Source organism: Pseudomonas sp. SJZ103 (assembly GCF_007828335.1).
Taxonomy (GTDB): Bacteria; Pseudomonadota; Gammaproteobacteria; order Pseudomonadales; family Pseudomonadaceae; genus Aquipseudomonas.
The window spans coordinates 25,924-47,780 of the sequence record NZ_VIUN01000020.1; the positions used below are offsets into that span (position 1 = coordinate 25,924).

20 protein-coding genes are annotated in these 21,857 nt (G+C 58.1%); 12 read left to right on the plus strand and 8 right to left on the minus strand.

Going from position 1 to position 21,857, the window contains the following annotated elements:
• Nucleotide 1: 1 nt before the first annotated feature.
• The 4 genes from FBY10_RS28705 to FBY10_RS28720 all read left to right on the plus strand — a co-directional run bounded on the left by FBY10_RS28705 (nt 2) and on the right by FBY10_RS28720 (nt 6,238).
• Nucleotides 2-1,375 (plus strand): DUF1329 domain-containing protein, encoded by a 1,374-nt coding sequence (locus tag FBY10_RS28705; protein ID WP_145338553.1) that lies wholly within the window; start codon nt 2-4, stop codon nt 1,373-1,375.
• 106 nt (nt 1,376-1,481) lie between these two features.
• On the plus strand, nt 1,482-2,543 hold the full coding sequence (locus FBY10_RS28710; protein WP_178116807.1) for a YCF48-related protein: 1,062 nt from the start codon (nt 1,482-1,484) through the stop codon (nt 2,541-2,543).
• A 74-nt stretch (nt 2,544-2,617) separates the two neighbouring features.
• Complete coding sequence (locus tag FBY10_RS28715; protein ID WP_178116808.1) at nt 2,618-5,101, plus strand: RND family transporter; 2,484 nt, start codon at nt 2,618-2,620, stop codon at nt 5,099-5,101.
• 69 nt (nt 5,102-5,170) lie between these two features.
• Nucleotides 5,171-6,238 carry a hypothetical protein gene (locus FBY10_RS28720; protein ID WP_145338555.1) on the plus strand — a complete coding sequence of 356 codons (1,068 nt, stop codon included), beginning with the start codon at nt 5,171-5,173 and terminating at the stop codon, nt 6,236-6,238.
• A gap of 44 nt (nt 6,239-6,282) precedes the next feature.
• Here FBY10_RS28720 and FBY10_RS28725 read toward each other — a convergent pair whose 3' ends face one another.
• From FBY10_RS28725 to FBY10_RS28760, 8 genes are all read right to left on the minus strand, one after another.
• Nucleotides 6,283-7,128 (minus strand): oxidoreductase, encoded by an 846-nt coding sequence (locus FBY10_RS28725; protein WP_145338556.1) that lies wholly within the window; start codon nt 7,126-7,128, stop codon nt 6,283-6,285.
• 209 nt (nt 7,129-7,337) lie between these two features.
• The gene (locus FBY10_RS28730; RefSeq protein WP_145338557.1) at nt 7,338-8,306 is read right to left on the minus strand and encodes a nitronate monooxygenase family protein; all 969 of its coding nucleotides are present in this window, start codon (nt 8,304-8,306) and stop codon (nt 7,338-7,340) included.
• A 64-nt stretch (nt 8,307-8,370) separates the two neighbouring features.
• A complete protein-coding gene (locus FBY10_RS28735; RefSeq protein WP_145338558.1) occupies nt 8,371-9,342 on the minus strand; it encodes a quinone oxidoreductase in 972 nt (323 codons plus the stop codon).
• A gap of 247 nt (nt 9,343-9,589) precedes the next feature.
• Nucleotides 9,590-10,366: an enoyl-CoA hydratase-related protein gene (locus tag FBY10_RS28740; RefSeq protein ID WP_145338559.1), complete on the minus strand. Its 777-nt coding sequence runs from the start codon at nt 10,364-10,366 to the stop codon at nt 9,590-9,592.
• A 28-nt stretch (nt 10,367-10,394) separates the two neighbouring features.
• Complete coding sequence (locus FBY10_RS28745) at nt 10,395-11,159, minus strand: glucose 1-dehydrogenase (protein ID WP_145338560.1); 765 nt, start codon at nt 11,157-11,159, stop codon at nt 10,395-10,397.
• A gap of 50 nt (nt 11,160-11,209) precedes the next feature.
• Nucleotides 11,210-12,493, minus strand: a complete 1,284-nt coding sequence (locus FBY10_RS28750; protein WP_218571053.1) for a CaiB/BaiF CoA-transferase family protein — start codon at nt 12,491-12,493, stop codon at nt 11,210-11,212.
• A gap of 2 nt (nt 12,494-12,495) precedes the next feature.
• On the minus strand, nt 12,496-12,975 hold the full coding sequence (locus FBY10_RS28755) for a MaoC/PaaZ C-terminal domain-containing protein (RefSeq protein WP_145338562.1): 480 nt from the start codon (nt 12,973-12,975) through the stop codon (nt 12,496-12,498).
• Between the two features lie 60 nt (nt 12,976-13,035).
• On the minus strand, nt 13,036-14,208 hold the full coding sequence (locus FBY10_RS28760; RefSeq protein ID WP_145338563.1) for an acyl-CoA dehydrogenase family protein: 1,173 nt from the start codon (nt 14,206-14,208) through the stop codon (nt 13,036-13,038).
• A 435-nt stretch (nt 14,209-14,643) separates the two neighbouring features.
• On the opposite strand from FBY10_RS28760, the gene FBY10_RS28765 reads away from it, so the two are divergent.
• The 8 genes from FBY10_RS28765 to FBY10_RS28800 all read left to right on the plus strand — a co-directional run bounded on the left by FBY10_RS28765 (nt 14,644) and on the right by FBY10_RS28800 (nt 21,855).
• Complete coding sequence (locus FBY10_RS28765) at nt 14,644-15,012, plus strand: Zn-ribbon domain-containing OB-fold protein (protein WP_145338564.1); 369 nt, start codon at nt 14,644-14,646, stop codon at nt 15,010-15,012.
• A 67-nt stretch (nt 15,013-15,079) separates the two neighbouring features.
• A complete protein-coding gene (locus tag FBY10_RS28770) occupies nt 15,080-16,231 on the plus strand; it encodes a thiolase (RefSeq protein WP_145338565.1) in 1,152 nt (383 codons plus the stop codon).
• The gene (locus FBY10_RS28775; RefSeq protein ID WP_145338566.1) at nt 16,228-17,025 is read left to right on the plus strand and encodes an enoyl-CoA hydratase/isomerase family protein; all 798 of its coding nucleotides are present in this window, start codon (nt 16,228-16,230) and stop codon (nt 17,023-17,025) included. Before FBY10_RS28770 ends, FBY10_RS28775 begins: the two co-directional genes overlap by 4 nt.
• 12 nt (nt 17,026-17,037) lie before the next feature.
• Nucleotides 17,038-17,838 carry an enoyl-CoA hydratase/isomerase family protein gene (locus FBY10_RS28780; protein WP_145338567.1) on the plus strand — a complete coding sequence of 267 codons (801 nt, stop codon included), beginning with the start codon at nt 17,038-17,040 and terminating at the stop codon, nt 17,836-17,838.
• A 10-nt stretch (nt 17,839-17,848) separates the two neighbouring features.
• On the plus strand, nt 17,849-18,640 hold the full coding sequence (locus tag FBY10_RS28785) for an enoyl-CoA hydratase/isomerase family protein (protein ID WP_145338568.1): 792 nt from the start codon (nt 17,849-17,851) through the stop codon (nt 18,638-18,640).
• 4 nt (nt 18,641-18,644) lie between these two features.
• The gene (locus tag FBY10_RS28790) at nt 18,645-19,496 is read left to right on the plus strand and encodes an SDR family oxidoreductase (RefSeq protein WP_145338569.1); all 852 of its coding nucleotides are present in this window, start codon (nt 18,645-18,647) and stop codon (nt 19,494-19,496) included.
• Between the two features lie 2 nt (nt 19,497-19,498).
• Nucleotides 19,499-20,644, plus strand: a complete 1,146-nt coding sequence (locus FBY10_RS28795; protein WP_145338570.1) for a CaiB/BaiF CoA-transferase family protein — start codon at nt 19,499-19,501, stop codon at nt 20,642-20,644.
• 14 nt (nt 20,645-20,658) lie between these two features.
• The gene (locus tag FBY10_RS28800; RefSeq protein ID WP_145338571.1) at nt 20,659-21,855 is read left to right on the plus strand and encodes an acyl-CoA dehydrogenase family protein; all 1,197 of its coding nucleotides are present in this window, start codon (nt 20,659-20,661) and stop codon (nt 21,853-21,855) included.
• Nucleotides 21,856-21,857: the final 2 nt, after the last annotated feature.

The following is a 21,857-nucleotide window of genomic DNA, read 5'->3' on the forward strand; positions in this document are numbered from 1 at the left end:
CATGAACTACAAGAAATACCTTCTTTCCATCGCAGTCTCCTATGCCATGGCGGCCCAAGGCTTCGGTGCTCCTGGTGCCGACGAGATCAAGCAGATCGGCACCACCTTGACTGAGTTTGGCGCGACCATCGCGGGTAACAGTGATGGCAGCATTCCTGCCTATGATCCTGCCAAGGCATTGACCACGCCACCGGCAGGATACAAACCTATCAACGCTGCCGGTGGTTTCCCTTACATCGACCCCTATGCCAATGAAAAACCGTTATTTTCCATTACCGGCAAAAACATGGCGCAGTATGCCGATAAAATCGATGATGGTAACAAGGCGCTGTTGTCTCGCTACCCTGACTATCGTATCGATGTTTACCCCACACATCGAAGTGCACCACCGCTGCCAAAATTTGCTCATGACAATACCATCAACAATATCACCAAGCCTCATACTGAGGGCGATAACACTGGCCTGGCTGATGCTCATGCACAGATCGCATTTCCAATTCCCAAAACGGGTTATGAGGCCATGTGGAACTTCACCACACGGTTTTTCCGGCCCTACGAAGTGGGCAATTTTGCGACCTACCTGATCGACAGTGCGGGTGAAAAAACGCTGATTACCGACGCTAACGTGCATTACGAGCACGAATACTGGGATGGTTCCAAAACCAGTTCTGAGTACAGTAACCGCTTGCTCAACGCCAACAATGCCCCCGCGTCCAAGTCGGGCTCCAAGGATATGCGCTACTCGCCGCTACGACTGGATATCAAAGCTGACAGTGCCTGGTCCTATTCTCCAGGCCAGCGCCGGGTACGACTCGCGCCGGAGTTCAAGTACGACACCGTTTCTGCGCAGTACGGCGGCCTGATTACCTTCGACGAGATCAGCGGTTTTGACGGAAAGATGGATCGTTTCGACTTCAAACTACTCGGCAAGAAGGAGATGTACGTCCCGTACAATACGTACCGCACGGCTTCGGCAAAGGTGGATGAACTGGTCAAGAAAGGCTTTGCCAACCCGGACAAAGTCCGCTGGGAACTGCATCGGGTTTGGGTCGTGGAAGCGACGCTGAAACCGGGTCAACGTCACGTCAACTCCAAGAAGGTGTTTTACCTCGACGAAGACAGCTGGAACATGACGATGTACGACGCCTATGACGCCGCGGGTAAGTTGTACCGCTCGCAGAACTTCTTGTTGTTTGTCGCTTATGAAGGCACACCGATGATTCGAAGTGAAGGGGTGTTGATGTACGACCATACCAAAGGTGCCTATGGCTTGGCATCACTGCCTTTTGACACCCGCACGGGTTGGTACACGTCGGAACCGTTCTCACCCAACTTACTGTCACCTGCCGCTATGGCCGGGGCCGGTATTCGCTGAGGATATTCTGGGTGAGCGGCCATTACCTGCTGCGCGCAGATCCAGCCATTAACACAGGGCGGGGTGGTGATTGCTACCCCCTGTTTTGAACGTTTTGGAGGTGCTCTTGACGGGTTACCACAAACTGCTCTTCGGAGTGTTGTCGCTAGGGTTGCTGCCTTATGCCGCGCTGCACGCACAACCCTATGAAGATCCATTGAATGCGCCCGCGCAGATCAATCGGCTCGCGAGTACGTCGCAATTGACGGCGGCGACGCTGGCCGGCCAACGCCTTGTGGCGGTCGGCGCAAGAGGCTTGGTGTTGTTATCCGACGATCAGGGCAAAAGCTGGCTACAAGCCAAGGTACCGGCGAGTTCCGATCTGGTATCCGTGCAATTTGTCACTGACCGGCAGGGCTGGGCGGTGGGCCACGATGGGATCGTCTTGCACAGTGGGGATGGTGCAAGCTCCTGGGAGAAACAGCTCGACGGCAACAGCCTGCAGAAACTGTTGGTCGACCATTTTGAAAGCCTGTCCAGCCAGGGCGATGAAAAAGCCGGCCAGTACCTGGACTTGATCAAGCTGAACTTTGCCAACGGACCGGAACAGCCGATGCTGGGCGTCTGGTTCAGTGATCCGTTAAACGGGTTCGCCGTTGGCGCCTTCGGCACTATCGTGGGGACCCATGACGGCGGTAAAACCTGGGAATCCTGGGTGGAGAAGGTCGATAACCCGCAGATGTTCCATTACAACGCGATTACCGGGATAAATGGGCGCCTTTATATCGCCAGCGAGCAAGGCACGGTCTTTGTGCTCGACGCTGACCAGCAACGCTTCATCAAGCTGTCCACAGGCTACCCCGGCAGCTTTTTCGGGGTTCTGGGTAACGAGCACTATCTGATTGCCTACGGATTGCGCGGCAACGCTTACAAGTCCAGCGACCAGGGCAGCACATGGGAACGCATGGAAACCGGCGGCAGTGCAGGGCTTGTCGACGGTGCTATCGATGATAAGGGGCGCATTCTGCTGGCCAGTCAAGCCGGCGCAATCCTTGTCAGCAGCGATCAGGGCAAAAGCTTTGCCCCATTGCCAGACGTTCACCCTGCATTATTTGCTGGGCTGGCACTGCTCAAAGGGCAGGTCGCCATCGTTGGCTTGTCAGGTGTGCAAGTGGTCAGTAACCGGTGAAAGCCGGGGATTGATCAGGGCGGCTATCGTGTTATGGCCAGTCTTACTGAACAATAATAATCGAGAAGACATTTATGGCTATTCCTGCCGGCAATCAGGGTGACATGCAAGTCATCCGCGATCCCAAGGATTTTGATCGAAACAGCGGCATCTGGTTCGAACGGTTTATCTTCAACCATCGTCTGCCGATCCTGCTGATTTGTCTGCTGGCGACTGTGTTCTGGGGTTGGCAGGCTTCGAAACTGCCGGTCAATGCCAGTTTCGAAAAAATGATCCCCCAGTCCCATCCCTACATTCAGAACTACTTTCAGAACAAGGATGCGCTGCGCGGGATGGGTAACTCCGTACGCGTGGTGGTGGAGAATACCCAAGGCAGCATCTTTGACAAAGACTTCCTTGAGACCGTGCAAAAAGCCAGCGACACCTTGTTCCTGATGCCGGGTGTCGATCGGTCGGCGTTGCGCAGCCTATGGACATCGAGCTTGCGCTGGACCGAGGTGACGGAGGAGGGCTATCGCGGTGGCCCGGTCATGCCGGATCCTTTCGACGGGTCCGCTGCGGCGATGGATGCTTTGCGTGGCAACATCCTGCAGTCGGGGATTGTCGGCAACTATGTGGCGTCCGATTTCCGGTCGAGCCTGATCATCGTGCCGTTGATGGACAAGAATCAGGACACTAATCTGCCCCTGGACTACAACGACTTTTCACATCAATTGGAAAGCAAAGTCCGGGTGCTGGAAACCGACAAGATAAAAATTCACATCATAGGTTTTGCCAAACTGGTGGGAGACCTTATCGATGGATTATGGCAGGTCAGCGAATTTTTTGCCTTTGCCGCCGCTATCGCTGCGTTATTTGTTTTCCTCTACACGCGCTGCATTCGCAGCACCCTATTACTGGTCTTTTACGCCACGCTGGGCGTGTGTTGGCTGCTGGGTATTCTCAGTGTCATCGGCTATGTGCTGGATCCGTATCTTATTCTGGTGCCCTTTCTGATCTTTGCCATTGGCTTGTCCCATGGTGCGCAGAAAATGAACGGGATCATGCAGGATATCGGGCGCGGTACGCACAAATATGTCGCCGCACGTTATACCTTTCGCCGTTTGTTCCGCGCCGGGCTGACCGCATTGCTGGCGAATGTGGTGGGCTTTGCTGTGTTGATCATCATCGACATTCCGGTGATCAAAGAACTGGCTATCAGTATGTCCATTGGTGTCGGCATTCTGATCTTCACTATCCTGGTTCTGGTTCCTGTGTCGCTGTCTTATGTCGGGGTAAGCAAAAGCGCCGCCGAGCGCAGCATTCGCCAGGAGCGTGGAGAAGGAACCAGTAGATTTTGGGAGTTTTTCGCCAGTTTCACACAGCGTGGACGGGCGATAAAAGCCGTATCGGTTGCGGTCTTGCTGGCCATCGGCGGGTTCGTGGTCGGTACCCAACTCAAGATCGGCGACCTGGACGCCGGCGCTCCGGAACTGCGTCCTGACTCGCGCTACAACAAAGATGTGCGTTATTTGACCCAGCACTACGCGCTGTCCAGCGATATGTTCGTGATCATGATGAAAACCCCGGAAGGTGGCTGCCAGCAATACTCATCACTGGTAGAGGCCGACCGCATGAGCAACATGCTGCGGCAGGTCCCCGGGGTGCAGATGACGATGTCAGCGGCTGACTCGGTACGAATGGTGTTTTCCGGTCAGAATGAGGGCAGCCCCAAATGGCTGAGCATTCCGCGCAATCCCAGCAACCTCAATGGCGCGATTGAGCAGGTTCAGGTGGATAAGCCCGAGCTGGTAGACCGGCGGTGTTCGGTAACCCCGATCGTGGCTTATCTTCAAGACCATAAGGCCGACACGTTGGAGCGTGTGGTCAAGGCGTCGGAAGCCTTCGCCAAACAACATGACACCGAAGATCGCCAATTCCAGTTGGCCGCAGGCAGCGCCGGGATAGAAGCGGTGACCAACATTGTGGTCGAACGCGCCAATGTGAAGATGTTGCTTGCACTGTATGCGACGGTGTCCTTGCTGTGTCTGATCGCCTTTCGTAACTGGAAAGCCGCCGTTATTGCCGTGGTACCGCTGTTCATCAGCACCCTCTTGTGCGAGGCGCTGATGGTGGGGTTGGGAATTGGCATGAAAGTCGCGACTTTGCCCGCGATTACGCTGGGCGTGGGGATTGGCGTGGATTACGCGTTGTATCTGCTCAGTGTCCAGTTGCAACAACAGCGCGCCGGCCGAAGTCTGATCGAAGCCTATCGCCATGCCTTGCAATTTACCGGACGTGTCGTGGCCTTGGTGGGCCTGACCCTCGCTGCGGGCGTGGTGACCTGGGTATGGTCGCCGATCAAATTCCAGGCCGACATGGGCATCCTGCTGACCTTCCTGTTCATCGGGAACATGGTCGGAGCATTGATTCTGATACCTGCGATGTCCTATTTCCTGCTGCGAGGCCCGGCGGACTTTCGGTCCGACGATGTCAGCACATCAGACGCGGACGAGTTGGCCGCGGGTGAGGGCGAGTCAAAACCCATTTCCAAGGTGCCCAACGCCAGCGTCTATTGAGTTGCGGTGTTCATGCGCGAGTGCGCCGATGTTTTCTGTTTAAGGCGCTGCAACGATTGAGGTAGCAGCATGCGGCTTCCCCTGACGATCGAAGGCATAACCGCACAATGGTTGAGCGAGGCGCTGGCGTTGAGTTGGCCCGGGGTAGAGGTGCGCGAGGCCAGGGTTGTCGATGTCCTGTTAGGCACCTCGACCAAGATCCGGGTTGAATTGCGCTATAACGCGGTGGGCGAGCTGGCCGGTTTGCCGCGGCGCATGATTGTTAAAGGTGGGTTCGAAGCCCATAGCGCGTCCATGGGATTCATGTATGCCAAGGAAACACGGACTTACCGTGAGGTACTGCCTCGGGTCGCCATGAACACGCCCCGGTGTTTCTTCGCCCAGAGCGACGAGGACCCCGCGAGTTACCAGTCCATCATATTGATGGAGGATCTGAATCTGGCCGGCGTACGATTTTGCAATGCGCTACAGCCACAATGTCCCGACCAGGTCAAAAGACGTCTGCAGGCGATGGCCCGCTATCATGCTCAATGGTGGGATCACTCGGATTTCCAGGCGGGCGCGCCGATGGCATGGGTCGAACCACGCATGACCGGCGATACACTGATGTATGCCGACCGTTATTTGCAGCCCGAGGTCTGGCGTGGCTACATTGAGTCGCCTCGTGGCGCCGCCGTGTCGACGCGCTTGCATGATCTGGAGTGGATGCGCCATGCCTTTGGTGAGCTTGCACGACTGCACCAGGCTCATCCGCCGACCCTCAGTCACGGGGATACTCATCTGGGTAATCTGTACGAAGATCCCCTGGGTACGCCGGGTTTTCTCGACATGCAAATCAACAGGGCGCCGTGGTTTGCTGATGTGACTTACCACCTGATCTGCGCGTTGGACATCGTCGATCGCCGCGAGTGGGAGCAACCATTGCTGGCGCACTACCTGAAATGCCTGACCGAGGAAGGGGTCACTGCACCGGGTTTTGAAGAGGCGCTGGAGTGCTATCGCCGAGAGATTGCGTGGGGGTTGTTTGTGTTCCTGATCAACGAAACCCGCTTTCAAAGCGAGTCGGTCAATACCGCCTATGCCGCGCGTTTTGGCGATGCTGCACTGACTCATGGCACGTTGGCGTTGTTGCGCTGACGTGCCGCTGAAGCTCATGACGTAGTGACCCTTGCGTCGGCTGGTCAGGCGAAGGCGGTGGCGACAGAGGTGCTTTCCCAGCTGTCGATCTCGGCGCGGACCTGGCCTAACTTTCCGCGGATCGCTGCCACCGCATCGGCGCCCAACACCAGCCGTAGCGGCGCCTTGGGTGCGTCAAGCATGTCCAGAATCGCCTGCATGCCTTTGACGGGGTCACCTGGCTCATGGCCGGCGTAGCCGCTGATGTGTTTTCGTGTCTGCCCGGCCGGTGTCGCGTCATAGGCCGCAATGGGGTTGGCCACAATCGCCAGAGAGCTGCTGGCGAAGTTGGTACGAAAGCCTCCCGGCTCGATCAGCGTGACCTCGATGCCGAACGGCGCGAGCTCTTTCGCCAGCGACTCGCTCATGCCTTCAAGCGCAAACTTCGCCGAGCAATAGAGGCCGACGCCAGGCATGCCAATCATCCCCGCGAGCGAGGAGAAGTTAATGATGTGCCCCTGTTTACGGGCGCGCATATGGGGCAGGACGGCTTGAATCAGGCGCAGCGGGCCGGTGAAGTTGGTGTCCATCACCTGTTGCAGCTCTTGAGCCGTGGCTTCCTCGATGGCGCCGAACAGGCCATAGCCGGCATTGTTGACCAGGATGTCGATATGCCCCAGTGCCGCGATGGATTTGGTAACCGCGGGGTCGATGCACTCAGCGTCGGTGACATCGAGTTGGACGCCATGGGCACGGCCTGGCGCCAGGGCTTCGAATTCGCTGATCTGCGACGTGCGCCGCAGGGTTCCGACCACGGAATCGCCACGCGCCAGAGCGGCTTGAGCGAGTATCCGGCCGAAGCCACTGGAAACGCCAGTGATCAGCCAATGAGTCGTTTGACGTGAAGCCATTGTGCTCTCCTTGTTATTATTTTTTGAGGAATCAGACATAACCAATATATAGGGCCCTTGATAGCTGACGTCATGTGATCGGCCGCTCGTAAAACCAAGGTGTCTAGAGCAAAAATTCGCTAAAAACGCGGCTTTATGGGGGCCTCTCGCCAAGCTGTGTCAGGTTGCCAGGACGCAGATGAGCGCACATATCGAATGCGCCGAGGCTATTAGCCCAGCATGTTTTTCAAACGCTCACCGACGCTGCTGCGGGCTTCATTGATAATTCGCTGGATAAGTTCGGCGCAACTGGGAATATCCTCGATCAGGCCAACCCCCATGCCTGCGGCGAAGGCGCCGTCGTCTGGGTTGCCGGCAAGCGCTGCTTGAACCCAACGGTGACTGCTGGCCAGACCGAGCAGTTCCTCATGAGTGATCTCACCCTTTTCGAGCTCAAGGATTTTCGCCGTCAGTTCGTTCTTAAGCACGCGTGTCGAATCACCGATAGAGCGGCAAATCAATGTTGTGTCGCGCTCCGTCGCCTGTAAATAACGCTGTTTGACCGCCTCGTGCATAGGCGACTCGCGGGTCATCATGAAGCGGGTGCCCATGCTGATACCCTCGGCCCCCAGTGCCAGTGCCGCCACCAGACCCTGACCGTTGACGAAGCCACCGGCAGCCACCACTGGAATTTCCAATTTGGCCACTGTCGCAGGGATCAGCACTAAACTTGGCACATAGTCTTCGCCAGGATGCCCGGCAGCTTCAAATCCTGTAATGCTCACCGCATCGGCGCCCAACTGCTGGGCCTTCAGGGCAAAGCGTACGGAGGTGCATTTATGCAGCACCTTGACGCCGGCTTCATTGAATGCGGCGATGAAGCGAGCCGGGTTGCCGCCAGCGGTTTCCACGGCCGTTACACCACAGTCGACGATCACTCGGGCGTAGTCGTCAGGCTCGACGCCCAGACCCGGCAGAATGGTGAGATTGACGCCAAAGGGCTTGTCAGTGAGCGCGCGAACCTTGGCAATTTCCTCGCGCAGTGCCTCGGCTGAAGGCAAGGTATGTGCAGAAAGGAAACCAAGTCCGCCAGCGTTGGCGACAGCAGCGACAATCTCCGCGCGACTGACGTGACGCATGCCGCCCATGATCAGGGGGTAATCGATGCCGAATAGTTGTGTTATGCGCGTGTTGATCATGTCAAGCTCCTCGTTGTGACCGTCGTAATCGAACCGACAAGCAGAGTCGATAGGACACCTTTTATTACAGCAATAACAAAGTGGAGCCCTGTGTGTGGCGCGCCTCTAAGTCCTGATGAGCGCGGCCAACCTCGCTTAGAGGGTAGGTCTGGCCGATATGAATCTTTACCTGACCGCTACTGACCATGTCGAAAAGCTCGTGAGCCATCGTGCGCATCAGTGGCAGATCCTCAATGAACGTCTGCAGGCTGGCAACGGTGATACTGAGTGAGCCAAGCGCCGCAAGCTCATGCACGTCGAAGGGGGGGACTGGGCCAGAGGCTTGGCCAAAGATGATCAGATGGCCCAAGGGTTTCAGCGATTTGAGCGAGCCACGAAAGGTGTCTGAGCCAACACCGTCGTACACCACACTCACGCCTTTACCTTCGGTAATTCGGGCCACGGCGTGGGCGACATCCTCTTCACAATAATTGATGACGTCATGGCACCCGTGAGAGAGAGCAAGCTGTGCCTTCCCCGCGCTTGAGACGGTGCCAATCACCCGTGCGCCCAGGGCTGCGGCCCATTGGCATAGAATCAATCCGACGCTGCCAGCAGCCGCCTGTACGAGTACGGTCTCTCCCGGCTGGACAGGGCTCAATTGCCGCAGCAGATACTGGGCCGTCATCCCGGCCAGCATCATCCCAGCGGCCGTTCGATCATCTATATTGGCGGGTAGTCGAATGAGTTTGTCAGCGGAAATCAGACGCTGCTCACAGTAGCTGCCTGTGAACGGGGCATAGGCAATACGGTCGCCGATCTGGAATTCGGTGACGCCTGCGCCCACGGCTTCGATAATGCCTGCCGCTTCATTCCCAAGAATGGCGGGTAATCGCATAGGGTATCGGCCCCGACGGTTATAGACGTCGACAAAGTTAAGCCCTATTGCGGTATGCCTCACGCGTACTTTCCCTGCGCCGGGATCGCCTACGTCAATCGACTCCCACCGGAAAACATGGGGTCCGCCAAATTCATGGATACGGGCTGCGTAGGGCATGTTGTCCTCTGCGCATCGGATAGGCTACCGAGCAGTTTGCGGAAGTGGCTGATCGGACGCCGCATCCAGTGCGTCGTCATTGTATTGGGTCTAAAAGGGCCGCCAGTCGTGGAACAGGCGGCCGGAGGTCACCCTGAATGGGTGAACGTCACGCTCTTCTTATACCGGTTCATTGCTGAGCCGGCTTGGCATGTCAGGGAGTCAAACAGCGCGACAAAATAAAAATGCACCTATGTAAGTCAAATCTTCACTTCACGTATTTACGGAATTCAGGCTTACGTTTTTCGCGAAACGCGTTACCGCCTTCTTTGGATTCTTCGGTGTCGTAGTACAGGGCCAGCGCTTGCATGGCGAAAGCGCCTATGCCACGAATGTTTTCGTTGTCCATGTTGAACGAGCGCTTGGCCAAGGCGATGGCGGTAGGGCTCATCATCAGGATTTCGTCGCACCATTTCTTCACTTCAGCGTCTAGCTGGTCTAGCGGCACGACGGCGTTGACCAGGCCCCAGTCCAGCGCCTGCTTGGCGGAGTAACGGCGGCACAGGTACCAGATCTCGCGGGCTCGCTTGTCACCGGCCAGTCGGGCGAGCAGGGCGGTGCCAAAGCCTGGATCGACCGAGCCGACTTTAGGCCCGACTTGACCCAGTTGCGCGCTTTCGGCCGCGATGGCCAGGTCACAGAGCGTGACCAGGACGTTACCACCGCCGATGGCATAGCCATTGACGCGGGCGATGACCGGTTTAGGGATGTCCCGAATGATGCTTTGCAGCTCTTCGATGGGCAGGCCGACCACGCCGCGCCCCGCATGACGACCACCGGATTGATCACTGCCGGTGCAGAACGCCTTGTCACCGGCGCCGGTCAACACGACCACGCCAGTGTCTTTGCTGTATCCGGCCTTGCTGAACGCCTGGATCAATTCCTCACAGGTGTTGGCGGTAAAGGCGTTGTACACCTGCGGACGGTTGATCGTGATAGTCGCGATACCGTTATCTTCGGTGTAGAGAATGTCTTTGAATTCCATGGGCAGTTCCTGAATGAAATGAGTGGGCTTAGCCGACCATCGTCAAGCCACCAGACACACTGATGACCTGGCCGGTGATAAAGGCGGCATCGTCGCTGGACAGAAACAGGACCATGCCTGCCACGTCGTCCGGCTGACCCATGCGACCGAATGGAACGGCCCTGACCAGACCGGCTTTGATTTTTTCGCCTTTTTCGCCTTGGGCCAGGTTGTCCAGCAGCGCGGTTTCGGTCGGGCCTGGGCACACGACATTGACGGGAATCTGCTGGCGCGACATTTCACGGGCCATGGTTTTGCTGAACGCGATCAGGCCGCCTTTGCAGAACGAGTAGACCGCCTCCATCGACGACCCGACCCGACCGGCGTCCGAGGAAATATTCACCACGCGACCGGTACCGCGTGCGCTCATGCGCTTGAGTACGGCGTGGTGCATGTTCAGTGGACCGTAAAGGTTGATCGCAACGACTTTGTCCCAAAAAGGCTTTTCGGTTTGCAGGAAAAATGCGCCGATATCCCAGCCGGCGTTATTAACCAATACGTCGATAGGGCCCAGTTCGTCTTCGACTTGAGTGACGGCGGCGTTCACGGCGTCATGATCGGTAATATCGACCTTGTAGCCACGAGCACGGACACCCAGGGCTTCGAGGTCATTGGCCAGTTTTTGTGTGGCTTCGCTGTTGAGGTCGAACACCGCTACGGTGGAGCCTGCTTCAGCGAAGCGACGGCAGATGGCACTGCCAATACCGCCGGCGCCACCCGTGACCAGTACGACCTTGTCTTTCAATCCTTTCATGTTCAATACCTTCTTCTAGCAGTCGATTCGCGGACTGGCCGCACAGGCGTTCATTGTTTTGGCGACTCAGCCGCAGCTGCAAAGGGCATGGGCTTGGCGACAGGACTGCTCGCCGTGGCGCGTTTCTTTGCATGGCTTTGGGATAGCCGGGCCGCCGTGTCAGCGCTGTAGCCAACCTCGGCGAGAATTTCCAGGCTGTGCTCGCCCAGATTCGGGGGGAGATAACGGACGTTGCCGGGAGACGCCGAGAACTGAACCGGGATTGAGGTCATCACCAACTCGCCCTCGGTGGGGTGCTCCACATGCTGGAAGAACCCGGTTTCCTTGAGGTATTCGTCCTTCATCAAATCGTTCAGCTCGCGCACCTGACCATGGGGAACATCCGCTTCAGCGAAGATGTTTTCCCATTCGGCCGAGCTTTTGCAGGCAATGGCAGCCCCCAGAATTCCATACAGCTCGTTGATATTGAGCATGCGTTCGCTCATGCGGCAGAAACGCGGGTCTTCCAATAGCTCGGGCCTGCCGATGGCCTTGAGCACCCGTCGCCATTGCTCGTCGTTGACCGCCAGCAGACAGATGTGCCCGTCCAGGGTGGCGTAGGGCTTGCGATGGGTTGAAAACATCCGCGTATAGCCCAGCCCTTCACCGTTGGATGAGCCCAAGGCACCTTCCCACAGGTGCTCGAACAGATTGAACTGCAGCATGGTTTCGAGCATGGGCACCAGCACCTGCTGACCTTCTCCGGTACGCTCGCGGTGCAGCAATGCCATGCTGATTGAGGACGCCAGGACGTAACCGCAGAACTTGTCGACGATGACCGTCGGGAAGTAGCGAGGTTGCCCATCGAGCCCACGGTTGATCGCGGCCAGACCGCTTTCGCCTTGAATGACATCGTCGAATGCCGGCATGTCCTTGTACGGACCGTCGCCTCGATAACCCGGAGCGAAGGCGTAGATAATCTTCGGGTTTCGCTCGCGGATCTTTTCATAGCAAATACCCAAGCGCTTGGCAGCGCTGGGACGCATGCTGTGCACCACCACATCGGCGGTTTCTACCAGCTTGAGCAGTGCTTCCATGCACTCGGCCTGCTTGAGGTCGAGCACCACGCTGCGCTTGTTGCGGTTCATGATCAGGTAAAACACCGCCATGTCCGGGTTTTTGCCTGGGCCGTTCTGACGGTTCTGGTCGCCGGAGGGCGGTTCGATCTTGATAATGTCAGCGCCCATATCGCCGAGGATCTGGGTCGCTACCGGGCCGAGGACATTGATCGACAAATCAATGACCCGCAGACCGGCGAGTGGGCCGGTCGGTTTCTCCAATTCCTGCTGGGCCATGGTCAATTACCCTTATAGTCTTTGCCTTTGACCAGGCGCAGCGGGGTGTAGACCTGCACCAGCGTGCCATCTTGCTTGATGATCCGGTTACGCGTGCGCACCAGACCGAGCCCCGGGCGATTGGCGCTTTCGCGGCACTCGATGACCTCGCATTCGACGTGAATGGTATCGCCGACGAACACCGGTGCCTTGATGTCCAGTTCCATGTTCAGGAACGCAAAGCCAACCCCTTGCATGGTCGCTTGAGTCAGCAGACCCTCCGCGAAGGTAAAGACCAGTGCGCCAGGGGCAACACGACCTTTGATCGCAGATTGCTCCTTGAGAAATTCAATGTTGGTGAACAACACTTCGAGCATGCCTGTCACGGAAACGAAGTTGACGACATCGGTTTCCGTCACGGTGCGCCCGACGGTCTGGAATTTCCTCCCTACAGACAGATCTTCCCAATGGATGCCCAGGCCTACGGTCTCAATCTGCTCCATGGTTTTGTCCTTTCTCGTTCTTGTTGGTGAGTGCGGGTGATAGGTCACTGCGCGCTGAAGTCATGAGGCGTCGCGCCGGGCCACTCGGCCCAATACGCTGTCGGCGATAATGTTTCGCTGGATCTGGTTGGTGCCCTCAATGATCTGGATCACCTTGGCATCACGGAAATAGCGGTTGATCGGGTACTCATTGGAAATGCCGGCGGCTCCGAACAGCTGGACGGCATCGGTCGCGACTTTCATGGCTACGTCCGAGGCGAACATTTTTGCCATGGCCGCCATAGGGGCGAGCGCCCGCCCGCTAATACCGGCGTCAACCATAGAGGCGGTGCGGTACACCAGCTGGCGTGCGGCTTCGGTCTGGGCCACCATGTCGGCGACCATCCAGCGAATACCTTGGAAGTCACTGATTTTCTGTTTGAACGCCATTCGATTCTGGATGTAGTCAATGGCATGATCGATGGCGCCTTGCGCCAAACCTACCGCCCTGGCTGCAATCAAGGGGCGGCTGGTGTTCAGCGCCTCCATAGCGACTTTGAATCCTTCGCCGCCTTCGGGGCCGAGGCGGTTGTCATCGGTGATGAAGGCATCGTCGAAAAACAGTGCGCAGGCGGGAATGCCGCGTGCCCCCATCTTGTGTTCGGGAGCGCCAATGGTCAGGCCAGGTGTCGTCCGGTCGACAATGAACAGGTTGATCCCCAGCGGGGTGCCGTCTTCGGCCACGGTTTTGGCCGCCACGAGGATGAAATCGGCGATGTGCGAGTTGGTGCACCAGATTTTTGCACCATTGAGCACATAGCCGCCTTCGGTTCTACGCGCCGTGGTCTTGATTCCGGACACGTCAGAACCACTCTGCGGCTCGGTCAACGACAGCGCGCCGCGTAAATCACCCGACGCCAAGCCCGGCAACAATCGCTGCTTCTGTTCTTCAGTTCCGCCGCCCAGGATCGCGCCGAACGGTGTCCACTGAACCACCAACAGATAGCCGGTGTTGTAGCAAACCCGGCCCAGCTCTTCGACCGCTATACAGGCAGACAACAAACTGTTGGTGCCGCCGTATTCCTCAGGGAACGGCAGGGCAAACAAGCCAAGCTCTTTGAGAAGGGCGAACATATCGTGAGGATATTCACCAGTGCGGTCGATAGCGTCGGCACGTGGGGCGACCTTGTCCCTGGCTACTCGGCGGACCAGATCCTGAATTTCACGCTGATCATCGGTCAGTTCGTACGTCACGGTTATGCTCACTCCCCAAACACACTGGTTACGGCGGCGGCTCGAACCTACCAACGGGTTCGGCCAATGCAACGCTGTCAGAAGCCGGCGTCCATGTTTCTGAACGTCGTTCGTAAAAGTAAACGTCGTTCAGGTTTTGTGTCAAGCGCATTTAAGCTGAATGCAGGGGATGGACCCTCGCAGAGGGCTGAGAACCCTGTATATCCGAGATTTTACGGGTGGCTGGCGCGTCTTGGAGGCTTTCAAAAAATCTGCAGGGGAGATATTTGAGGAGGGATCAGGCAAAAAATATGAAAATACCGTTCGGTATTATGTATATCTTGTGAGTACGCAATAGATGCAGCATGCTTGACGTTGCAGAAGAACGGCGTTTACTATTCGGAATGACGTTCATAAAAACAACTTATTTTCTGCGAATATACGAAGGTAAAACCCATGGATGCCTTGCTCCCTGAGTCTGATTACCAGTGCCATCTCTCCGAGGGGCGATTCATGCTGCAGCGCAGTCGGCAGAGCGGTGCTTTCGTCTTCTATCCGCGTGTTGCCGAGCCGGGATCCGGGCGCACTGACCTTGAATGGGTCCCGGCCAGCGGCCGTGGCGTGGTGTATTCCACCACCGTCGTTCGTCAGCGCCCTCCGACACCTCATTACAACGTAGCCCTGATCGACCTCGCTGAAGGCGTGCGCATGATGAGCCGCGTCGAAGGGATCGAGCCTGAGGCCGTGCAGATCGGGCAAAACGTTCAGGCCCGTATCGTGCGTGACGCCAGTGATGTGGCGGTGCTGATTTTCGAACCGGTTTGACGAGCATCGCTTCAAAGAGCCAGTGTCTTTCTATTTACCTGCAGCCATAACAACAAGGCAGGACCCTATGGATTACAACTTGCGTGGGCGTACGGCAATTGTTGCCGCTGCCACTTACGGTATCGGTGAAGCCCCCGGCCTTTCTTCCATGGACCTTGCCGCCAGCGCGAGCGTCAAGGCGCTGGCCCAGGTGGGATTAACCCCGGCTGACGTCGATGGGCTGTTTGTGTGTGTGCCGGATGACATGTTGTCTGGACTGACCTTTGCCGAATACCTGGGTATTCACCCGACGTTTACCGACAACAACCGTACCGGCGGTTCTGCGTTCCAGATTTATGCTCATACAGCGGCGATGGCCCTGGCGACCGGGCAGATTGACGTCGCGTTGATCGCCTATGGCAGTAACCAGAAAAGCGCCTCCGGAAAACTGATCCAGTCCTCGCGGCCCTCGCCGTGGGAGACGCCTTACCGACCGATGAATCCGGTGTCGTCTTATGCCCTGGCAGCCGCTCGCCATATGCACCAGTACGGCACCACCCGCGAGCATTTAGCTGAGGTGGCAGTGGCGGCCCGCAAATGGGCGCAGCTCAACCCCGAGGCCTACATGCGTGATGACCTGAGCATTGACGATGTGCTTGGCGCCCGGATGGTGTCCGACCCACTGAGCGTGCGCGATTGCTGCCTGGTGACCGATGGTGCCGCCGCCGTGGTCATGGTGCGGGCCGATCGTGCACGGGATTTAGCCAGCAAGCCGGCCTACCTGTTGGGCGCGGGTTCGGCCACCAGCCACCGCGAAATCGCTTCCATGGCCGACCTCACCGTGACGGCGGCGCGCGAGTCTGGAAAGCGCGCCTACACCATGGCCGGCGTAGGGCCTGCTGATGTCGATGTGGTGATGTTGTACGACGCGTTCACCATCAACCCGATCCTGTTTCTCGAAGACCTGGGTTTTTGTCCGAAGGGCGAGGGCGGCAACTTTGTCGCCAATGGAGGCATAGCCCCCGGTGGCCATCTGGCAGTCAACACCAATGGCGGCGGTCTTTCCTGTGTGCACCCCGGGATGTACGGGCTATTCACCATGGTCGAAGCCACGCAGCAGTTGATGGGGCTGTGCGATGCGAGGCAGGTCCCGCAGGCGAAACTGGCGATTGCCCATGGTAACGGCGGCGTTCTGTCCAGCCAGGCGACCCTCATTCTTGGTACGGCGGACACACTATGAGCAGTTCTGAACACGTGGCTTCGGATGACATCGTTTACATTGAACATCAAGGCGCGGTGGCTATCGTTACCCTCAACTACCCCAAGCGTCGCAACGCATTCTCGTTGAGGATGCGCCAAGCCCTGCTTAAACGTCTGAATCAACTGATGCACCGCGATCCGTGCCGGGCCATTGTTCTAACAGGTGCCGCCGGTACTTTCTGCGCAGGTGGCGATATTTCCGAGATGCAGGCGCGCACCGTTCTGGAATACCGCGAACGTAACCAGTTGCCTCTGGACATTTTCAAGCTAATGGTCGAAGGCCCCAAAGCCATAGTCGCTGCCGTCGAAGGCGTTGCCATGGGCGCTGGGGTGTCACTGGCAGCGGCCAGCGACTATGTGGTCTGCGCATCCAATGCCCGCTTCGCCTGCGCATTCCTCAAGGTGGGGCTGATGCCGGATACGGGTTTGTTCTGGTCACTGAGCCAGCGTGTGGGCGCCGGCAAGGCCCGGGAATTAATGCTTACCACCCAGGAGTTCAATGGAAAAGAGGCTGCCCGCATCGGCTTTGCCAATCAACAGGTCGAGCCGGGGACGGCGTTGGCCGCCGCGCTGAAGGTTGCGCATGAGTATGCGCTGATGCCGCCGCTGGCTATTGCGCACCTGAAGACTGCATTAGCCAACGGTATCGATTCACTGGATGAAGGGATCGAAACCGAAGTCAATCTGCAACCGCTTTTGCGTCGCAGCCAGGACCACGTCGAGGCGACCAAAGCCTTCATGGAAAAACGCCCTGCGGTTTTCGTCGGCAACTAAGGAGCAGCAGACATGAATGCTTTCAACCTGAAACATGCGGACGAGCGTATCCAGGTCACTCGCGAGGGTGAAATCGCGATCGTGACCATTGCTAACCCGCAGCGACGCAATGCGCTGGGCCGGCAGATGCGCTTGACCCTGCGCGACACCCTCCATCACCTGTTGGTGGCCGATCCGGATTCGCGGGCCATCGTACTGACGGGCGCCGACGGCCAGTTCAGCGCGGGTGCCGATATTTCCGAAATGGTCCAGCGCACCGTGTTGCAAAGCCGGGAAATACTCGATGAATCCTGCCAGGTCGTGCGCGACATGCTGGGTGGCCCGAAACCGGTGATTTGTGCGGTAGAGGGCATTGCGTTCGGCGCTGGCCTGTCGTTGGCCGTGGCAACCGACTACATCGTGGCGTCTTCTTCGGCGCGTTTCTGCGCGGCATTCCTGCGCATCGGGTTGATTCCCGACACTGGCATTCTTTGGACGCTGCCGAAAAAAATCGGTATGAGCAAAGCACGTGAACTGCTGTCCCTGGCGCGAGAAATCGATGGCGTCGAAGCGGCGCGTATTGGCTTGGTCAATCAGTTGGTTGAGCCTGGGCAAGCCTTGGCGGCAGCCGTTGCCTATGCCAGGGAGCTGGCCAAACAACCGCCTTTAGGCATGGCGTTGCTCAAGGCCGCGCTCACCTTCGGTGCCGATGATATGGACGCCTCATTGCGTGCCGAAATCGACTTTCAGCCGTTGCTGCGCCAATCCAAAGACCATCTGGAGGCCGCCAGCGCCTTTATCGAGAAACGCGCGCCTGTCTTCACCGGCCAGTAGGGAGATACCGATGAGCGAACACAACGACATCGTCCAGGTGCACCGCGAAGGCGCGGTGGCTGTGGTCACGATGAACTACCCGGAACGCAGGAATGCGTTCTCGATGAAGATGCGTCTGGCGTTACTGGACACCTTCCATATGTTGTTTAACGAAGACAGCGAGAGTCGAGCCATCGTGCTGACGGGCGCTGGTGGTCATTTCTGTGCGGGGGGAGACCTGTCCGAGATGACCTCTGTAGATTCTTCGCTGCTCGCCATGCGTGAACGGATCGCCATCGGCACGCGCCTGTTTCGCTTGATCTTTACAGGAAGCAAACCTGTGGTTGCCGCCGTCGAAGGCAACTGCATGGGCGCCGGGGTCTCGCTGGCGGCAGCCTGCGATTTGGCCATCGGCAGTGCTGCTTCGAAGCTTTCGTGTGCCTTCGTCAAGGTCGGGTTACTCCCGGACACCGGTGTGCTGTGGACCCTGCCGCAAAAAGTGGGCGGTGGTAAAGCGCGGGAATTGATGCTCAGTGGCGCCTCCTTTGATGGCGTTGAGGCAGGGCGTATCGGGCTGTTCAACCAAGTTGCGGAGCCCGGTGAGGCGTTGGCCCTGGCGTTGTCGCGCGCCTCGCGGCTGGCACAACTTCCGCCCGTGACCCTCGCGCTGCTCAAGGCAAGCCTGGTCAACGGCAATAACACCATCAGCGCCGCCTGGCGCCGGGAAGTCGATCTTAACCCCTTGACCCGCCAGACCCAGGATCACCTGGAGGCCGTTGCGGCCTTTATGGAAAAACGCCCACCGACCTTTAGCGGGAATTGATGCCATGTATGCAAGTGATTTGTTGGCCGGAAAGAAAATCCTGATCACGGGTGGCGGTACAGGGCTGGGTAAAAGCATCGGCAGGCGTTACCTGGAACTGGGTGCCGAACTGGTGATCGCCGGGCGTCGCCTGGAGGTCCTGAACGCGACGCTGGCCGAGTTCCGCGAGGCCATGCCAGGGGTTCGCGTCAGCGCGGTGCAGGTCGATGTACGCGACGCCGAATCGGTCGAAACGATGATGGAAACTATCTGGCGGGACGGCCCCCTGGACGTATTGTTGTGCAACGCAGCGGCTAATTTTATCGCGCGCACCGAAACCCTTTCGTCTCGTGCGGTCGATGCGGTGCTGGATATCGTGCTGCATGGCAGCTTCTATTGCGCGATCGCCGCCGGGAAGCGCTGGATCGCTGAAGGCCGTCCGGGCAATGTAATCAGTACTGTGTCAACGCCGACCATGACCGGTTCGGCATTCACAGCCCCCAGCGCGGCGGCCAAGGCCGGAGTGTTGGCGATGACCCGTAGTCTGGCGGTGGAGTGGGGCCCTAAAGGCATTCGCTTGAACTGTGTGGCGCCTGGGTTGTTTCCGACCCCGGGTGCCTGGGAGCAGCTCTATCCGCAAGGCTCTCAAGTGGAACCGCAAGACCTGAGTGTGCCGCTGCGGCGTTTTGGTGAGCATCAGGAATTGGCTGATCTGTACAGCTACCTTGCCTGTGATGGCTCTGGCTACATCACCGGTGAAATGATCGTGATCGATGGTGGACGCTGGATGCAGGGCGTTGGCGGCCCGACTGCCCGTGCCATGCAGGGCTGGTCGGAAGATCAATGGGAAGCGATGCGCAACAAGGGGCGGAAATAATCATGGCCGGTCCGCTCACCGGCTTCAAAGTGGTCGAACTGGCCGGCATCGGCCCCGGACCGATGTGCGCGATGCTGTTGGCCGACCTGGGCGCGACCGTGATTCGGGTGGATCGCAAGGAACCGGTCACGTTGGGAATCGAGCGCCCACTGCAATACAACACGTTATTGCGCAATCGCTATGCGATTGCCCTGGATCTCAAAGACCCGATGGGCGTAGAGACGGTGCTTAAGCTGGTCGAACAAGCCGACGCGCTGATCGAAGGTTTCCGTCCCGGTGTCACCGAGCGTCTGGGACTGGGGCCCGATGACTGCCTGGCGCGTAACCCTCAGCTGATTTACGGGCGCATGACGGGTTGGGGCCAGACCGGGCCGATGGCAGCGTATGCCGGTCATGACCTCAACTACCTGGCACTGACAGGGGTGCTCGATGCCATTGGTCGTGAAGGTCAACCACCCACCATTCCTCTTAATCTACTGGGTGATTATGCGGGCGGTTCGCTGTACCTGGCCCTGGGTATTCTCGCGGGTGTCCTGGAAGCCCGGCAGTCCGGCAAAGGCCAGGTGGTCGATGCGGCCATCGTCGATGGTGCAGCGCACTTGGCAACCACCTTTTTCGGCATGCTCGCCGCCGGCATATGGAAAGAAGGGCGCGGCACCAACATCACGGACAGCGGTTCACCGTTCTATGACTGCTATGCCTGCAAGGACGGAAAATTCATCAGCGTCGGACCGATCGAAAGCAAGTTTTACGATCAGCTGCTGAGCCTGATGGATATTGATCCCGTCAGCTTGGGGGCACAGATGGATCGTAGCGCCTGGCCTAAAGCCAAACAGATTATCGCCGAGCGCTTCCTCAGTCGCAGCCGTGAGGAGTGGGTCAGCCTGCTGGAGGCCAGCGACGCCTGCGCGGCCGGCGTACTGAGCTTTACCGAAGCGACCGAGCATCCACATCTTAAAGCGCGCGGAACCTTCGTGAAGGTCGATGGCGTAGTGCAGCCAGCCCCGGCACCGCGTTTTTCCCGCAGCGAGCCTTCGACCCCGACGGCGCCAAAACCGGTTACCCCTGAGAACACCAATGCCGCGCTCGCCGCGTGGTTCAGTGCCAGCGAAATTGCCGCGTTGCGTGGCGACGGCATCATCGACTGAGAAGGAATGTCTCCATGGATCTACGCTTTACGGCTGAGGAAGTCGCCTTTCGCGATGAAGTGCGAGCGTTCCTTAAAAGTGCGCTGCCGGTGGCAGTTCGGCGCAAGGTGGAGTCTGGCCAGCGCATCTCCAAAGATGAGATGGTCGACTGGGTGCGCATTCTGAACGCCAAGGGTTGGGCAGCCCCTGCCTGGTCCCCGCAATGGGGGGGGCAGGGCTGGACCGCAACCCAGCAATACATCTTCAAGGAAGAGCTGCACATGGCTCCGGCGCCAGAACCGATCTCGTTCAATATGAACATGATCGGTCCGGTGTTGATTGCCTTTGGTACCGAGGCGCAGAAACGCGAATTCTTGCCGCGTGTCGCCAACATGGACTACTGGTTCTGCCAGGGCTTTTCGGAGCCGGGTGCAGGGTCGGACCTGGCCTCCTTGCGTACCAGCGCGGTACGTGACGGTGACGAGTACGTGATCAACGGCCAGAAAATGTGGACTTCGACCGCGCACCATGCCGACTGGTGTTTCATGCTGGTGCGTACCGATGCCACGGCGAAAAAACAACAGGGCATCACGTTTTTGCTGATGGACATGCGCACGCCGGGTATCACGGTCCGTCCGATCATCACCCTGGACGGGCATCACGAAACCAACGAAATGTTCCTCGACAACGTGCGCGTGCCGGTCGCCAATGTCATTGGAGAAGTGAACAAGGGGTGGGATGTCGCCAAATTCCTGCTGGGCAGTGAGCGCGGAGGGATTGCTCGGGTGGGCCTGTCGAAGTTTCGCGTAAGGCGCGCCAAGCAACTGGCGCGCAGCGTGAGCATCGGTGATGGTTGCCTGGCGGACGAGCCGCGCTTTCGCGAGCGCGTAGCGTCCATTGAAGTGGAACTCAAAGCGCTTGAAATGACCCAGATGCGCGTTATCGCGGACAGCGAAAAATATGGTCACGTCCCGGATCCGCGCAGCTCGATCCTCAAGATGAAAGGCTCCGAACTGCAACAGGTGGCCACTGAATTGTTGATGGAGGTCGCTGGCTACAACGCACTGGAGTTCGATCTGTCGTTTGTCACCGGCGAAAATACGGCGTCCGGAGAGCATGACTGGGCCCTGACCATCGCGCCGAATTACTACTGGGTTCGCCACGTCTCCATTGTGGGTGGCTCCAATGAAGTTCAGCACAACATTCTCGCCAAGACGTTGCTGGGGCTTTAAGC

Excerpts from the sequence above, each read along its gene's own strand:
- FBY10_RS28750 (WP_218571053.1), bottom strand. The coding sequence starts at position 12,493 with ATGGCCCAGCAGGAATTGGAGAAACCGACCGGCCCACTCGCCGGTCTG.
- FBY10_RS28770 (WP_145338565.1), top strand. The coding sequence starts at position 15,080 with ATGGATTACAACTTGCGTGGGCGTACGGCAATTGTTGCCGCTGCCACT.
- FBY10_RS28720 (WP_145338555.1), top strand. The coding sequence starts at position 5,171 with ATGCGGCTTCCCCTGACGATCGAAGGCATAACCGCACAATGGTTGAGC.
- FBY10_RS28785 (WP_145338568.1), top strand. The coding sequence starts at position 17,849 with ATGAGCGAACACAACGACATCGTCCAGGTGCACCGCGAAGGCGCGGTG.
- FBY10_RS28790 (WP_145338569.1), top strand. The coding sequence starts at position 18,645 with ATGTATGCAAGTGATTTGTTGGCCGGAAAGAAAATCCTGATCACGGGT.
- FBY10_RS28715 (WP_178116808.1), top strand. The coding sequence starts at position 2,618 with ATGGCTATTCCTGCCGGCAATCAGGGTGACATGCAAGTCATCCGCGAT.
- FBY10_RS28725 (WP_145338556.1), bottom strand. The coding sequence starts at position 7,128 with ATGGCTTCACGTCAAACGACTCATTGGCTGATCACTGGCGTTTCCAGT.
- FBY10_RS28705 (WP_145338553.1), top strand. The coding sequence starts at position 2 with ATGAACTACAAGAAATACCTTCTTTCCATCGCAGTCTCCTATGCCATG.
- FBY10_RS28730 (WP_145338557.1), bottom strand. The coding sequence starts at position 8,306 with ATGATCAACACGCGCATAACACAACTATTCGGCATCGATTACCCCCTG.
- FBY10_RS28765 (WP_145338564.1), top strand. The coding sequence starts at position 14,644 with ATGGATGCCTTGCTCCCTGAGTCTGATTACCAGTGCCATCTCTCCGAG.
- FBY10_RS28795 (WP_145338570.1), top strand. The coding sequence starts at position 19,499 with ATGGCCGGTCCGCTCACCGGCTTCAAAGTGGTCGAACTGGCCGGCATC.
- FBY10_RS28800 (WP_145338571.1), top strand. The coding sequence starts at position 20,659 with ATGGATCTACGCTTTACGGCTGAGGAAGTCGCCTTTCGCGATGAAGTG.
- FBY10_RS28775 (WP_145338566.1), top strand. The coding sequence starts at position 16,228 with ATGAGCAGTTCTGAACACGTGGCTTCGGATGACATCGTTTACATTGAA.
- FBY10_RS28735 (WP_145338558.1), bottom strand. The coding sequence starts at position 9,342 with ATGCCCTACGCAGCCCGTATCCATGAATTTGGCGGACCCCATGTTTTC.
- FBY10_RS28780 (WP_145338567.1), top strand. The coding sequence starts at position 17,038 with ATGAATGCTTTCAACCTGAAACATGCGGACGAGCGTATCCAGGTCACT.
- FBY10_RS28755 (WP_145338562.1), bottom strand. The coding sequence starts at position 12,975 with ATGGAGCAGATTGAGACCGTAGGCCTGGGCATCCATTGGGAAGATCTG.
- FBY10_RS28745 (WP_145338560.1), bottom strand. The coding sequence starts at position 11,159 with ATGAAAGGATTGAAAGACAAGGTCGTACTGGTCACGGGTGGCGCCGGC.
- FBY10_RS28740 (WP_145338559.1), bottom strand. The coding sequence starts at position 10,366 with ATGGAATTCAAAGACATTCTCTACACCGAAGATAACGGTATCGCGACT.